10 protein-coding genes are annotated in these 15,475 nt (G+C 60.1%); 4 read left to right on the top strand and 6 right to left on the bottom strand.

Annotation, left to right across the window (positions count from 1 at the left end; all coding sequences use genetic code 11):
• Nucleotides 1-8: 8 nt before the first annotated feature.
• The 3 genes from AC1D08_RS15360 (at nucleotide 9) to AC1D08_RS15350 (ending at nucleotide 2,179) form a co-directional block, all read left to right on the top strand.
• Entirely contained in the window at nucleotides 9-665 is a 657-nt protein-coding gene (locus tag AC1D08_RS15360; RefSeq protein WP_477423489.1) for a hypothetical protein, read from the top strand.
• A 138-nt stretch (nucleotides 666-803) separates the two neighbouring features.
• Nucleotides 804-1,427, top strand: coding sequence for a hypothetical protein (locus AC1D08_RS15355; RefSeq protein WP_477423487.1), 624 nt, complete (start codon nucleotides 804-806; stop codon nucleotides 1,425-1,427).
• Nucleotides 1,428-1,474: 47 nt separating this feature from the next.
• Complete coding sequence (locus tag AC1D08_RS15350; RefSeq protein WP_477423486.1) at nucleotides 1,475-2,179, top strand: DUF6946 family protein; 705 nt, start codon at nucleotides 1,475-1,477, stop codon at nucleotides 2,177-2,179.
• Nucleotides 2,180-2,545: 366 nt separating this feature from the next.
• Here the strand turns inward: AC1D08_RS15350 and AC1D08_RS15345 are convergent, their stop codons facing one another.
• The 6 genes from AC1D08_RS15345 to recQ all read right to left on the bottom strand — a co-directional run bounded on the left by AC1D08_RS15345 (nucleotide 2,546) and on the right by recQ (nucleotide 13,567).
• Nucleotides 2,546-3,802, bottom strand: a complete 1,257-nt coding sequence (locus tag AC1D08_RS15345) for a hypothetical protein (protein WP_477423484.1) — start codon at nucleotides 3,800-3,802, stop codon at nucleotides 2,546-2,548.
• A 115-nt stretch (nucleotides 3,803-3,917) separates the two neighbouring features.
• A complete protein-coding gene (locus tag AC1D08_RS15340) occupies nucleotides 3,918-5,219 on the bottom strand; it encodes an McrC family protein (protein ID WP_477423482.1) in 1,302 nt (433 codons plus the stop codon).
• Nucleotides 5,216-7,963 (bottom strand): McrB family protein, encoded by a 2,748-nt coding sequence (locus tag AC1D08_RS15335; protein ID WP_477423480.1) that lies wholly within the window; start codon nucleotides 7,961-7,963, stop codon nucleotides 5,216-5,218. Before AC1D08_RS15335 ends, AC1D08_RS15340 begins: the two co-directional genes overlap by 4 nt.
• 479 nt (nucleotides 7,964-8,442) lie before the next feature.
• The gene (locus tag AC1D08_RS15330; protein ID WP_477423478.1) at nucleotides 8,443-10,275 is read right to left on the bottom strand and encodes an adenylate/guanylate cyclase domain-containing protein; all 1,833 of its coding nucleotides are present in this window, start codon (nucleotides 10,273-10,275) and stop codon (nucleotides 8,443-8,445) included.
• Nucleotides 10,276-10,718: 443 nt separating this feature from the next.
• Nucleotides 10,719-11,507 carry a DUF535 family protein gene (locus AC1D08_RS15325; protein WP_457151832.1) on the bottom strand — a complete coding sequence of 263 codons (789 nt, stop codon included), beginning with the start codon at nucleotides 11,505-11,507 and terminating at the stop codon, nucleotides 10,719-10,721.
• Nucleotides 11,508-11,734: 227 nt separating this feature from the next.
• On the bottom strand, nucleotides 11,735-13,567 hold the full coding sequence (recQ, locus tag AC1D08_RS15320) for a DNA helicase RecQ (protein ID WP_457151833.1): 1,833 nt from the start codon (nucleotides 13,565-13,567) through the stop codon (nucleotides 11,735-11,737).
• A 287-nt stretch (nucleotides 13,568-13,854) separates the two neighbouring features.
• On the opposite strand from recQ, the gene AC1D08_RS15315 reads away from it, so the two are divergent.
• On the top strand, nucleotides 13,855-15,276 hold the full coding sequence (locus AC1D08_RS15315; protein WP_457151834.1) for a coniferyl aldehyde dehydrogenase: 1,422 nt from the start codon (nucleotides 13,855-13,857) through the stop codon (nucleotides 15,274-15,276).
• The last annotated feature ends 199 nt before the right edge of the window (nucleotides 15,277-15,475 follow it).

Here is a 15,475-nt window from a genome sequence, read left to right as displayed (position 1 = left end):
GACCGTGCATGCACTATGCCGCGATAGATGTGGGTTCACCAGCAAAAGGGAACTTGGGCTGGTTTATCCACGGTCCGATTGTTGATGCGGGCGGAACTGACCCCGACACCCTTATCGATGCGCTTGTAGCAGCATCGCAGTTCGGCCCGCTAATTCTCGGGTTTGAAGCTCCGATGTACGTCCCCGCCGGTCGTCAAGCTGTATCTCTCTTGAAGGCTCGCCCAGGCGAGGGCTCTCGGGCATGGAGTGTAGCCGCTGGCGCGACGACTACTGCTATTGCTCTAGCCATTGTGCCATGGGTGCTCGACAGCCTTTCGAAGCGGCATAAAGGTATACGTGCCTGGCAAGACTGGAACAAAGTGCCGAGGTTGAAGGCAGAGCTGTTGGTGTTCGAGGCCTTTGTATCTGGCGGCGCGTCCGACGGCCATGTCGCTGATGCGCGGGCCGCTACAATTGCAGCAAAGGCCGCATTTGAAGGACATATCGTACCCATTGCCAGCGCGCTCGAGGATGAAGAATGCATAAGCATCCTTGGGGCCGCCTTGCTCCATGCAGGGCTCAGCGACGACATTTCTGAGTTGCGTCGACGCTGCCTCGTGGTCAAAGCGGCAAAACTGGTGTCGGCCGTTCCCGCTGGAAATGCGTCCCTTCCGAGAAATAGCTAATGGCGACCAACTCTGCGCCAATTGTCATTACGTCGTGCATTCATCATCTCGATGGCTGTCAGTTGCAGAGGTTCGAGCCTTGGGTCAAGATAACTGCCGGTCGCTATAAATCAACAGCCGGGGCAAAGGGCATCGAATATGCCGTTAGCGGATGACGTTCGCATAGCAGGAAAGCTGACGGTCAAGGATTGGAGAGATCGCAAGACTGAACTACAAAGTAACGGCACTACACAGGATTGGAAATCAGCCTACTCGGATTTCTATATGGGAAGGTTGAGCAGCCGATACTTTGGGCCAATCAAAAGCATCGAGACGAACAGGTCGGACGAGGGAGAAGGATTTGCGATTGTAGCGATCTACTGCACCCTTATCGAGTTTTTGGAAGCTACCTACCAAGGAAGGAAGTACGTCTACAGGGCTGCTGAGACCGACAAGATTTATTCACAAAGCGGCTCGGTGTTCAAACGCTTCCTTCGAGATCGGCCGCCCTTCGCTGCGCTCTTTGCGAACGATGACGAAACTGCCGATTTCTACGACAGCGTTCGAAACGGCCTCCTTCACGAAGCAAGAACCAGAAATGGATGGCTGATCAGGGTCGACAGCTCGGCGACTGAACCGATCTTGCCTAGCCGCAAGACCATTTTTCGAAACAGGCTACGTTCAGCTTTCCAAACCTATTTTGAATGGTACCAAGGCGAGCTTTCTACAAAATCTAAGGTCCAAGAAGCCTTCATCGACAAATTCGACAGCCTTTGCGAATAGTAACGCACGGAATTCGTTCGCGAATAAACTGATTGTCGGGGTTCTGCATGAAGGCAAGAACGAAGATTTATCTTCCAAGCCAGGGAGCGGAGGACTGGCGACGATTGCTTGCCGATCCCATCAACCACTGGCGTGCGGGCTACTCCGCTATGTGCCTTGCCAAATGTTGGGAGAATGCTAGCGGGCTTCCCCCCGAAATCGCGCGGCTATTGGCGTCGATAGGCCCGATGCCAGAGCTTCTGGTGGCGCTTCCAGAGCATAAGGTACCCCTGCCGGGTTCAAGCCGAGGCGATAGCCAGAATGACCTGTTCGCTTTGGTAAGAGTTGGCGATCAGACCGTTGCCGTCACCATAGAGGGCAAAGTTGATGAGCCATTCGATCAGCCACTCGGTATCTGGTTGGCGAATGCTTCTGACGGGAAGCAGAAGCGGCTCGCTTTCATCTGCGACCTATTGGGCCTGACACAGCCTTTGCCCGACAACCTTCGATATCAGCTACTTCACCGAACAGCCTCAGCGGTCATCGAGGCGCGACGCTTTAAGACTGACGCAGCTGCAATGATCGTCCACTCGTTCTCGCCCACGCGAAGGTGGTTCGACGAATATGCGGCTTTCGTCGCCTTGTTCGGGGCGACTGCGGGGCCTGACCAACTTGTGTGCGTCCACCCCGAAAGCATGCCACGACTGTATGTGGGCTGGGCGTCAGGCCAGATCCACCATCAATCCCAAAGCGGTCCTTTACCCGCCCTCTAGCCCGCCAGCGCCTTTCTCCACCTCGGGCTGGGAATGCCGTCCTAGGAAAGTCATGGTGCCAACCTCACGGCCCGCACCTTGGCAGGAGACCACTGCCGGCACCTTTGCTTCTCCGAGGTTCACATGCCCTGCCGTCAGCACAGGGCGGGAAAGCTCGGGTTGGTGCTACCTTCCTCGCATTCATCCCCACGCCAAAGGCCGCCAAAGGCACGCCAGCCGCCGATCTTCCCCAGCATCCAATCCATCAGCCTACCTTGACCAAGGCCGCCCAGATCGAAATCAACTCGGTGTAGTCGCCGTTTGGGACGTTGGCTCCATTAATCGGAAGCAAATCCCGGCGCGCCGTAGGTCCTTATGCTTTTTGCATCAGCTTGCTCTTGTACTACGCGCTGCCTGCGCAAACTCCTCCCGCATGCGGTCATAGAAATCGAGGGGGTCATCGGGTGCGCGATCGTGCTCCAAGCGCGCGTACCAAGCACAGTTGAGTCGAAACGCTTTCCGCGCCCGGTCGGACTCAAGAAGATATTGCTCCGTATTCTCCGGATCGACGATTGGGAGATAAAGGGTCAGAAGCGTAACGGGCATTATGTTCGGGACAACGTCGTGCACCAGTTGGCCCGCTTGCAGTGCTTCTGCCAACGCACCTGCGTCCGACGTTTGTGCAAGTTCGGCCAAGGCCCGCTCGATTTTCGCCTGATCAAGTCCGCTGCCTTCGACTGCTCTCGTCCAATACTCACGCCAGAAGGCTAAGGCCTCAGGTGCCAGTTCGCGGTGCCTCGTCAGCTGCTCGTAGCCGTCTTCTCCGGCCCGTCGCGCGGCAAGATAGAAGAGCCGTTTACGTTCGGTGTGCTCAAGACCTTCGATTTCCTGAAGCGTTCTCCCTGCTGTCCAGTTATATGGCGCGTGCGTTACTGTTGCCTCGATCGTTCGGGATAGCAACGAACCCATCCTTTCGAGATTGCTCCAAATGATCCGCTCCAGGTCACGAATTTTGAGAATACCAGGGTCATCGACAGGCCTGGTGACGGCGTCGCTAAGCCTAACGAGCTTCTGCGGCATTGTTGACACAAGAGGTGTGATAGGTATCGATTCAGAGAGATCTTTGTCGACGATGCTCACATGCCCAGTGAGAAAGATATAAAACATCATATTCTGCAGCACATATTCCATCTTATATAAATGAACGGTCGTCAATTTGCGCGCGTCCGTAGGAAAGCCGCGCTGGTCTATCCACTCCTTCTCATGATCATTCCACCTAGCGTGAATAATCGTATTGCGTAGATATTTTATTGCCAGGTAATCGCTGAAGACTTCTTCGTCCACCTCGATGCCAGCGTCCCTGAACGCCTGATATAGGTTTCGGACGCGGTCAACGTTTTTCACCCTTTGCTCAAAATACTTGTCGAGAATGCTCGCGTCACCGCGTCGCCGCTCTCGCCAATCCTCTAGCATGGCTTCGATGGCGCCCACCATGAAGACGGCCGTAATGCGGCAGAAGGAGGTGTCGTAGTACTCCAAGAAAGCATAGTGCCCGCTCAGCGGATGCGTGAGGAGCGCGTGCCGTGCCTCGTGCAGGTTGATCAGATCATCCGAGTAGGTGTCGATGAATTCGCTAACTTTCATTCCAAAACCTTTCGTACCGCTCTCGCTGCGGGGCGGGACAGAGCATATCGCCGACGCCAATGGGTCCTTCATAGCCGCGAGGCTAGGCGCGAGTGCGGGCCAGAGAGAGGAGTCATCACTCCCCAAAGACGGGCTCTGATTTGTGGACAAGTCGCTTCAGTCGCGGGCCAATTTCGTGGGCACGGCCAATATCGATGGTAGCTGTTTCGAGGCGATGATCACTCCGGGTGATCACATTGGTGGCCAGAACCCCGTCGTCTGGAGGTAAGTCGAGATGATGCGGATAGAGCAACGTTAGGTGGGCACATTGATATAGTCGCCCGTACGCCATCATCTGATAGACGTCGGCCTGCGAGACGCCCTGCTTGGGGTCGTCGATTCGGGCGGCTATTCGCTTCCATTTAGTGTCGATAACCTGAACGACAGTGTCGCCGCGTTTCAACAAGATATCTGGGCGCGTCTGGAAGAGACGGCGGCGATCCTCGGATTCGAGGCAGTAGAGCCTCCCTCCCTGACTCACGACACGAAGATCATCGTAGGCCAGAGTGCGCTTCAGCATCCGTGCGATATACTCCTCGAACAGCGTGTTCATCTCGAACAGCAGCGAGAAGCCATCCTGTCCACCGGCTGAAGTGGTCTGGAAGCGCTCACCCAGCAACAGGCGTGCGAGGTTCAGGAGTTCGCGCCAGCGCGCATTGGTCCGGTCGAGTTGGACCTGGCCCCATCGCAGTTCCGCAACTGGCACTTCGGCAATATCCGCATAGGCGAGGTTCAGTTCGCGCAGTCGACGCTGGTTGTCGCCGGTTTGTGCGACCCGCGCTAACCGACCAATGGCAGCTTTCATAATGCGATTGAGTGCGATGTCCGGCGTCAACGCATCGTAGCGGCACGCCAGCCGTGATGGATCGGCTGCCAGCGTTGTAAACTGCCGCATCACATCGAGACGACCGCGTAGTACAAACAGATCGTTCGCTTGTTCGACGTAAAGCCGAGGCATTCCCTGGCGGACTGCGTCCACCAGCTTTTCGGAGAACAGGCGGATCAGGATTTCGAGTAGAGTCTCGCGCTGCCAGCCGAGCGCGGTGACCTGGCCTGCGTCGATCTTTATATCGAGCGCGACGGCCAGCATGTGAACGAGGCGGCGGCGGATACTACCTTTCGCTTGATCTCCCTGTTGGCCAGCGAAATCAATCTTTGGCAGGATTTCGAGCGCGCAGCCGTTAGCTGCTATTACGCCGACAACGCCCCGTGCACGCAGGGCGTTGCGCCCATGCTCAATGACACCGCCGCCGCCGTGTCCAGCGAGCGGAGACACGGCAGCTATTCCGGCGATCCGGTCGGCAGCACTGACCGGGATGGCGCCTGGCCCGTCGCCATAAGGCAGTCTCTCCCACTCGAGGATTGTGCGCCGGATCATCCCCCCACGAGCCGATCATACTTGAAGCTGTCGCGAACCCTCCAACGGTAGCGAGGAGCTGTGTCGTCCTCGCCGCCCATGCCTGCTGGTCGCTTGAGCTGCCGGCGGTCCACGAAGCCTCCTTCTCTATCGCCTTCGCTGTCATCCCCGTCCCCGAGTACCGCGGCGATCTTCCCCCAGTCGTCGTAGAAATATTCCCCAAGCAGCGGGATCACCTTGTGGCGCATGACATTGTCGATGTCAGCACGGCTTCGGCAGCGAATGAAGTATGCATGGCCGATCTGATGCTCGCGGTCGAAGAGGTATTCGATCCGCTCGTTGATTTGCGACAGCAACGAGAAGAGGTCTATCCCATCGACCATGCCGAGCAAGGAAGCGTCCGGCATCAACTCGCGGAATTCGAACCGGCGACGGAGCGCGGTATCGAGCAGCGCAATAGATCGATCGGCCGTATTCATGGTTCCAACGATGTGAAGGTTGGCGGGAATGCCAAAGCGGGCGCCGCTATAGGGAAGCGTTAGCCGCAACCCCTCCTCCATGCCGAGTCGCTTGTCCGGCTCAATCAAAGTGATGAGCTCGCCGAAGACTTTCGAAATATTGGCTCGATTGATTTCGTCAATGACCAGCACATGTTCCTCCGCGCTAGCCTCGGCAGCTTCCGCAATGCGACGCAGGATCCCGGGTTCGGCCACTAGTGTGAAGCCAACACCATCGGCTAGCGGCTTGGGGCGTAGCCCTTCAACGAAGTCCTCATACGCGTAGTTCTGGTGAAAGGTAACGAAGCCGATCTGCCCTTGCCCGCGCAGTTCGTCATAGGCTTGCCGCAGTTCCTGTCGCCGCTCCGTAGCGGTGAGCAGCGGATCGTTGTCTGCTAGCCCACGACATAAACGCACAGCGTCAGCCATCGTACGATAGGTTTTGCCAGTGCCTGGTGGGCCGTAAAGGATCAGGTTAATTGGAGATCGTTTGACCGGATCCGGTGCCGGTGCCGCCTCTTCAGAGGAACCGCCCCACCTCGACAGATTTTGGTGGAACCATTCGTGATCTTGGGGCTCATCTTCGAAGGTAAAACGGATCAGGCGTCTTGCCATCTCCTTATTCGAATAGACCTCCCAAATCGTGGGCTGGTAAGTGTAGTGGTACCATTCCCGTGGAGTGTAATCGGGCTCCCAAGCCACCTTCACCCGCTCTCCATCGCCCGGGTTGGCTGTGATCGTACCGATGGCCTTGATCTGCATGACAGAAACTGGTCGGCCACGGCTATCGAAAGGTAGTTCATGCTTTCGGACATAGGTCGCCTTGATCGCGATCCTCTCACCGGGCTGCATCCGACCCACCTGCTCGCGTTGACGATCGCTAGGGTTTCTGATGTCCCAGATACCATCGGCGAGAAAACGTCCCACCTGATCTTCAACACCACCGTAGGCCGCGCCGACAAACCAGAAGGGTCCAGTTGAGACGAGGGGGGCATTGTCAATGGTAACAACCGTTTCTGTGCTCTGCTCTTTTTCCTTGCCCGGTTTTTCTTCGAGGGAGACCCAGACGAAACCTTGTACGTCGAACAAGTCGACAGGATTCCATTCTATTTCTGTGGCGAACAGCGCAAATAGCTCTCGCATGAGTTGAAGAAATTCATCGAGATCAGTCGGGTCGAACAGCGAATGCGCGAAAAGCTTGCGGCCGAACAAGCGCATGCCCATAGCTTCAATGCGGCTGACCTTAAGCCAGCTAGCGGCTTCTGGGCGGACCGTGCCGACTACGCTGATCGCGATTGCCAGAACCTCTCCCCGACGCAGGACGCTAATACCCTCAGCCTTCAACTGCTCCAGCGCTCTTGCACCGCTTGCGATCGTCGTAAGCGGATCGTCGTTGCTACGCGCAAGCATGGCAACCACCTTGTAGAACCTCTCGCCCAAGCTGGGGTCTGCTCTCTGCACTTCTGCCAGCGTGCGCCAGCTCAGCGGCAACCCCTCATTGGTTTCAACACTAAGTGCCCTATAGATTTGCTCACCGGCTGTGGGATCGTCGGCTGAAGATTCCGCGATCCTTCGTACCTTTTCGATCGCCTGGTTTTTGTAACCGCGCTCTAGCCTCCAGTAGTCACCATCCTGTCGTCGGAAGTCTTCGAAGTCGACCATCCGGGTTAGAAAGGTCTGCTGCAGGGACTGGAACTCCGGCCAATCGATAACGACGAATCCCAACGCATCCAGCGCCGCCTTGCACTCGCCACCGCCGGGCTTCGCGTCACTCTTGTTGTAGCTCAAGGCGTCGCGGACGATCGCTTTGCTCGGATAGCGCTTTCCGCGATGCAGTAGCCAGTATTTAGATGGAAGTCCTAGTCCCTCGTGTCTGGCGATAAACGCCTCCACAGAGCCTGCGGAGTCGCAGCGACCGATGGCATCAATAATATCCAGCTGAGTGAGGCCAAATATGGGGCCGGCGAGCAGCGTCGATTGGGCATTCAGAAACCGCTGGTAGAAGTTCAGAGCAGCACGATAGTGCGCAAGATTGGCATACAAATTGCCATCGATTTCAAACTTGCAAGGGTTGGGCGTTCCGGCGCGCTCGTCGGCCTTTGAATAGGCAAGGGATTCGCGAATGCTCGTAAGCGTCTGACCATCGGGGAGATCATCTAGATTGCCATATGCCTGATCAAGGCGGCGCACGTCGGTCATTTGTGTAGTGACTGTGGCTTTCGAATAGCCTTCAGCCTCCATCCAAGCCTTGAATTCAGGTTCTCTCAAACACCCCCCCCGATCAATAATTGTGCACGACTCTGACGCCCTAACGCTACCGCAAGTTGATCACACTTTGTAGGGTCCGTCGGCTGAGTGATTTTCAGAATTTCGAGCCAATATCGCAACCGGCGGCGACTTAGGCCGTCTTATCGGCTGAAAATTGGTGGAAAATTCTGATGGCAAATAATTCCATCAGCGCACATTCCACTGGCTCTGGTACAGACTTCTGGTACATTTTCGTGAGGTTCCAGGTCTGTGATCTCGCCTAAGTCTTTGAAAGCGTTTACGAGAGGATTTTCGGGTTCTTCTCCCTCCCTCTCCGCCAGTTTTACAATAGGCCCTCTAACCATCTGAAAAGCCTTCACTTCCTAGGCTCCCGCCAAATGGCGGTGCCGCACGGAAGTTCGACGCGAACCCAACAGAGAGTTCGCCGGCTGTTCAGGGCTGCTCTACGCGCTCATCCCGCGGACAAGCGGGCGCGACGATCACTCCGGCACACCGGAGATGCCCAAGGCCTCGACGTAGCGCTCGGCGAACACCTTGTCCAGCCACGGGTTGATCTGTCTCTGCAGGGTGAGCGTGAAGGTCGGAAACGCCTCCATCAGCCGCCGCGCCGCTGCCTGTGCCTCGTCCAGCCGGTTGAGTTTGACCAGCGCCATGATCACCACCCGGTGCGAGGAGCCGTAGTTCGGCATCTCGTGCAGCGCGCGTTCTCCCCATGCCAGCGCTTCCTCGTAGCGCTCGAGCATCAGGTAGCTCATTCCGATGCCGGAGAGTGCGATGCCCTTCTCGGGGTCGACCGGGCTCAGCCGCATTGCCCTGTGAAAGTGCTCGATCGCGACGAGCGGGCGGCTGGCATGTGCGTTCACCCAGCCGCTGCCGGTATGGCCCTGCGCCGAATTGGGGTTGAGCAGCAGGGATCGTTCGATCGCGCCCAGCGCCATCTCGTAGTCCTTCGCGCTGTAGGCGATCACCTGCGCGGCGAAGCGCAGGCTCGTGGGGTCGTCGCGCGCTTCCGCCAGGACCTCGCGCGCCATGCGCACGGCGACTCGGACATCATCGGGCTCGTGCCAGCACTGGCTCACGGACAGGCTGCGGATATAGGCGCCGAGTCCCTTTGCCAAGTTGAAGCCAGGGTCGATGCTGAGCGCCTCGTTGATGAGCCGGCGCACGTCGGCAAAGCCTTCGCGCGTCATGCTGTAGAAGCGCGGCAGCCCGCGTAGGTAGAGGTCGTAGGCGCTGATGTAGTCGGTCGGCTTCATGCGCGCCTGCTTGATCTCCTGCAGCCGGATGCTCGGCTCGACAGCGCCGACGACGCTCTCGGTCACCTTGTCCTGAAGGTCGAAGATGTCGCTCAAGTCGCCCTCGAAGCGGTCGGCCCAGACATGGTGTCCGCTGATAGCGTCCACCAACTGCCCGCTGATGCGCACCCGCGATCCTGCTCTGCGGATGCTGCCTTCGAGCACGTAGCGGACGCCCAGTTCGCGCCCGACCTGGCGCAGGTCCACCGCCCGGCCCTTGTAGGTGAAGGACGAGTTGCGGGCGATCACGAAGAAGGAGTTCACCCGGCTCAATCCCGTGATGATGTCCTCCACCAGCCCGTCGGCGAAGTACTCCTGGTCGGGGTCGCCGCTCATGTTGGTGAAAGGCAGAACCGCGATCGAGGGTTTCTCGGGCAGGGCAGGCGGTGCAGCCACCGAGACGCTGGCGTCTGTCTCGACGCGGTAGGCGCGCACAGGCCGCTCGATGTTCTTGAGGCGCAGCTCGCCGAGCGGCGTGAAGCCGCAGTCGAGCTTGCCCTCAAGGTGGTCGTAGGCGGTGCCCGAGACGACCACGGTGCCGGGATCGGCGACGCTTTCGAGGCGAGCGGCGATGTTGACACCGTCCCCGTAGAGGTCGCCGTCCTCCTCGCAGACCACGTCGCCGAGATTGATGCCGATGCGCAAGCGTATCCGCTCTTCCTCGGGCGCCTCCGCCTCGTGTTCTGCCAAGGCCTGCTGGATCGCCATCGCCGAGGTCACCGCGTTAACGACGCTCGCGAACTCGCACAGCATGCCGTCGCCGGTGAGCTTGACGATCCGACCCTGGTGCTCGGAGACCAGCGGTTCGAGGAGGTCCTTACGGTAGATCTTCAGCCGCTCGAGCGTGCCGCGCTCGTCGCGCTCCGTCAGCCGCGAATAGCCGACCACGTCGCAAGCCAGGATCGCCGCGAGATGGCGCTGCGTGGTCATTTCACTGCTCAGCCAGGCGCCTGCACGCGGGCCGCCCCGCATCCATGCCCTGCCGACTTCCAGACGCCTCCCGTGCATGGTATCCATCTCTCCCAGTCTCCGACCGTCGCCGATACAGAACGGAGAACGCAGCTTGACCTTGCCTTCACAAGATTTCGCTATTCCGCTTGCGAGGCGTGGAGCGTTCCAGTCGCCGCGCTACAGCCAACCGACGACACGCCCACGCAGCCTCTGGGTACGCTGAAACGCCGCTCCTCCCAGAAGGTCGGAGATATTTCCTGCCCTGTGTAACCGGTTGACGCCACCGTGACGGTGCTTTTGTATCGGGCAGGCATCACAACAGACCTTCGCGCTTAGAATGGCCTGATGACCAGGGCACGGCTTCCGACAGGTGCCGGCGTACGAATTCGCAAGGTCTGCAAAGTTGTCAGGTGCGGCGCAATGGCTTGATCGCCTCGCCCACGCGGCGGGCGATCTCCAGCTCGAGATGCTGGCGCCTGCGTAGCTGTGCCCGCTTGTTCGGTTTGTATTCAGCCGAACATCGTCAGGTGGACCCGGCTGCCCCCGGATTCGGCCCAGAAGCTGTCGTAGTCTGCGGAAATGCGGTGGCGCAGGGCAAAGTCGTTTGCAAAGACATGGCCCGCGTTCGACGCGGCAACAAGACCCGAAATGTCGAGGGAGCGTGCGAGCGCCTGGGCCACCAGCAGCAACAGTGTTTTGGGTCGCAGTCCTTCCATGGCCTTCGTCAGCGTGCGCGCATCATCAAGACCTTGCACTCCAACCGATGCGGACTTGAGCGCACCGATCCAAAGCACGTGTCCCTGCCCGCTGAGCCGCAGGAGCGGTCTATCCACAATCGCAAGGCCCATCTCGGTGATTGGTCGCCCGGCCAGGCGCAGGAGCAGGCGACATTCAGCCTCCCTGTACAACTTGTCCTGGCCGGTCAGTTCAACCGTGACGTTGCCCGCCGTGGTCGAGAGATCCAGCAACTGTTGGCCGCCAGTGTGGCTCCTGATCAGGGCGGCGTCGGTGAAGAGTTGCGCCGCCGCGACGTAATGACCGACGACGGCGACCCGGCGATGTCCGCGCCTCAGCGAGGTCGTCAGGTAGCATCGGACGGGCTTCAGGGGAATGTCTGGATACTTCTCGAGGATCGCCGCGAAGGGTTCGGCACCGAGTTTGGACTGGATGGCGGCGATGTCGCGGCGGAATATCCAACGAAGCGCCGCCCACTTGATCGTATGGACGCATCGGTTCAGTCCGCGTCGAAAGCCGGAGGTCTGCCGTTTGCGATGAACCCGCGGCGGCGATGGCGACATTGCCCCATTCAAATGCTCACCCTTCGCATTCTCCGTGCCTCATTGTTGGAATCTTTAGCTTATCGGCGCTGCCCCGCGACATTACGGATTTGTAAGGTGGCCACGAAAATGGCCGGCTTGCGGATCGGTTTCGCCGCCGGAAAAATGGCAGTGCGCTTGTTCCCGTCGGATGCACGAAGAGTGCGACAATGAGATGCGCTGCTGCCGACGCGTGTCGCCCTCAGCCCTCAGCCACCCGACTGGTGGCCCGCGATTACGGCAAGAAAAACCTGGCCGAATTCCTTGAGCTTCGCCGCCCCGACGCCATTCACTTCGGCGAAGGCGTCGAGATCGGTTGGCCGGCGCTCGGCCATGTCGATCAGCGTGCGATCGGAAAACACCACATAGGCCGGCACCTGGCGCTCCTTGGCGAGGCGCAGCCGCAGCGTCTTCAGCGCGGCCAGCAGCGAAGCATCCACGCCTTCCATGTCCGCGGCCTGGGCGGACCGCATCTTGCCGCGCAAGGCGGGGCTGCGCACTTCGACGCGGTAGTGGAACGGCATTTCGCCACGGCCAAGCGCATGGCCTTTTTCGACGATGGCGAGGCCGCCATGGCCGCTGGGATCCGGTATCAGGAAACCACCCGCGACGAGCTGCCGTATCAGCGACAGCCAGAAATCCTTCTTGTGCTCCAGTCCGCTGCCGAAGCTTGAGAGCCTCTGGTGGTTCCTGGCCAGCACCTTCTCGGTTTCATGGCCGAGCAGGATATCGATGACATGGCCCGCACCGAAGCGTTCTCCGCTCTGCGCGACAGCTGACAGGATGATCCGCGCCTCCGCTACGCCATCGGCGCGTGGCGCCTGGTCGAGGCAGGTGTCGCAATTGCCGCAAGGCGGCGCTTCCTCGCCAAAATAGCCGAGCAGCACCTGGCGGCGGCAGTGCGCCGTCTCGCAATAGCCGATAAGCGTGTCGAGCCGGCCATGCGAGCGCCTCTTGTGCTCGGGCGGCGCATCCTCGTCGTCGATGAACATCCGCCGCATGCGGATATCGCCAAGGCCGAACAGCATATGCGCCTCGGCTGGTCGCCCGTCGCGACCGGCGCGGCCGATTTCCTGATAATAGGCCTCCAGGCTGCCCGGCAGATCGGTGTGGAAGACATAGGCGACATCAGGCTTGTCGATGCCCATGCCGAAGGCGATGGTCGCCACCATGACGACACCGGACAGGGTCATGAAGCTGTTCTGGTTGGCGTCGCGCGCGTCCTTGCTCATGCCGGCATGGTAGGCGAGCGCGGTGACGCCGTTCTTCTCGAGGAAGGCCGCCATCTCTTCCGTCTTCTTGCGCGACAGGCAATAGACGATGCCGCTGCGGCCGGGATGGCGCTCGACGAAGCTCAGCAACTGGCGCTTGCTGTCCTGCTTGGCCGCGATGCCAAGCTTGATGTTCGGCCGGTCGAAGCCCAGCACCAGGGTCTCGACCCGCTCGGCGAACAGCCGCGCCTCGATGTCGGTGCGCGTGCCCTCGTCCGCCGTCGCCGTCAGAGCGATGATCGGCACGTTGGGGAAGATGCCGCGCAGCCGCGACAGATCTTCATATTCGCGCCGGAACGCCGGCCCCCATTGCGAGATGCAATGCGCCTCGTCGACGGCGATCAGGCTGACGTCGAGCCTGGCCAGCGCATCGAGCATCCGCTCGGTCATCAGCCGCTCCGGCGCGAGATAGAGCAGCCGAGTCTGGCCCGCCGCGACGCGACGCCAGGCGGCGACATTGGCCTCGCGGTCGATCGAGGAATTGATCGTATCGGCGGCAACGCCGGCAAGGCGCAAGGCGGCGACCTGATCCTGCATCAACGCCACCAGCGGCGAAACGACGATGGTCAACCCGCCCAGAACCAGCGCCGGCACCTGGTAGCAAAGCGACTTGCCCGCACCCGTCGGCATGACGGCCAACACATGACGCCCGGCCAGCAGCGCGTCCATGACATCGGCCTGGCCGGGGCGAAAATCGTCGAAGCCGAACACGTCCTTCAGGACGCGCCGCTTGGGGTCCTCGGCCCGAACGCTCGCTGCCTGTGCCTGCATCAGTCGGACACCGGGCCGGAAACGATTTTTGGTGGATTGGAGAGGATGTGGAAACCGATCAAAACGACTCTCCGCGTGACGCCTTGGAGTAGCGCAGCCGTCATCCAACCACAACGGCCCTTTGCGGGAACCTCGGTTCGTTGACATCGCCGGGCTGCACCATGGCGGCGATGGGACCCATGTTGGAGACAGAGGCTGTCCCTTCCCTTGCGACACCTGCACTCCGCTGGATTCCCTCACCCGCTGCGATGTAAGCTTGTCCCGACCAAGGCCAGGGAGGGCGCTCTATGCTGCAGACCAGACAAGATGCTCTCGGCGAGCGGTTTCAGCTGCAGCGTACCGCCTTCGAGGCGCAGCCTTTCCCGGACATTGGCGTCCGCAAGGACCGCCTGAAACGCCTGTTGGCGCTGACCGAGAGGCATGAGGCTGAGATCTGCGCGGCGATCGACGCCGACTTTGGCGGCCGCTCCGCGCATGAGACGCGCCTGGCGGAACTGTTTGTCGTGCGCGCCGGCATCCGCCACACGCTGTCTCACCTGAAGGGCTGGATGCGAGAACGTCGCGTTGCCACCACCATGCCGTTCCTGCCCGGCAGAAATCGCCTCGTCGCGCAGCCGCTCGGTGTCGTCGGGATCGTCTCGCCCTGGAATTATCCCTTCCAGCTCGCCGTCGCGCCGATGACCGCCGCACTTGCCGCCGGCAATCGCGTGCTCGTCAAGCCGTCCGAACTGACGCCGGCTTTTTCGGAGTTGCTGGCGCAACTGGCCGGCGAGCATTTCGCACCCGACGAGCTCAGCGTCACCACCGGCGATGCGGAGATGGGCAAGGCCTTCGTGTCGATGCCTTTCGATCATCTGCTGTTCACCGGTTCGACCGCGGTCGGCCGCCAGGTTGCGATCGCCGCCGCCGCCAACCTGACCCCGGTCACGCTCGAACTCGGCGGCAAATCGCCGGCAATCTTCGATCCGTCCTGCGACCTCGATGCGGCGGCAGCCAGCATCGCCTATGGCAAGCTGTTGAATGCCGGGCAGACCTGTATCGCGCCGGACTATCTGCTGGTGCCGCAAGGGCAGGCAGGCACCGTCGCCGCGAAGCTCGCGACGGCGATAGCGCGGCTCTACCCGACCTTGCGTGACAACCCCGATTATACCGCCATCATCAGCGAGCGGCATTACCGGCGCCTGCGCGACATGATCACCGAAGCCCGCGATACCGGCGCCGATGTCATCGAAATCAACCCGGCGGGCGAGGCGTTCGGGGCCGCCAGCCGGAAGTTGCTGCCGACCTTGGTTCGCAATGCCGGCCCGAATCTGCGGCTGATGCGCGAGGAGATTTTCGGGCCGGTGCTGCCGATCGTCGAATACGCCACCGTCGACGAGGCGATCGACCATGTGAACCGCGCGGACCGGCCGCTGGCGCTCTATTGGTTCGGGCGTGACAGCCGCAACCGTCAACGCATCCTGCACGAGACGGTCGCCGGCGGCGTCACCATCAACGACTGCATGCTGCATCTGGTGCAGGAGAACCAGCCCTTCGGCGGCGTCGGCGCCAGCGGCATGGGCGCCTATCACGGCGAATGGGGTTTCCGCACCTTCAGCAAGCAGAAGCCGATTTTCCTGCAGTCGAGGCTGAGCGCGGGAGGCTTGCTGCGCCCGCCCTATGGCAAGACGTTCGAGCGGATTTTCAGCCTGCTCCGGCACATCACCTGACCTCGAGCAATTCCAAAAAAGTTGTCAAACGATTTTCCCGGGAAAAGCGCGTAGCGCTTTCCCTGAGGGAATTGCGTCAAAACAAAGAGATAGAGCGGTTCTCCGTTTCCGTGAAACGATGAAACCGCTCTGGAACAGCCATCGGTTGTAGGCGCGTTAAGCCTATGTTCACGATGATACGGCAGGCTCCACATCCTGC

It is taken from the genome of Mesorhizobium sp. P2_E6 (assembly GCF_056403835.1).
The sequence above is the reverse complement of the archived record's forward strand: the minus strand, read 5'-3'. Positions and strand labels throughout refer to the sequence as shown.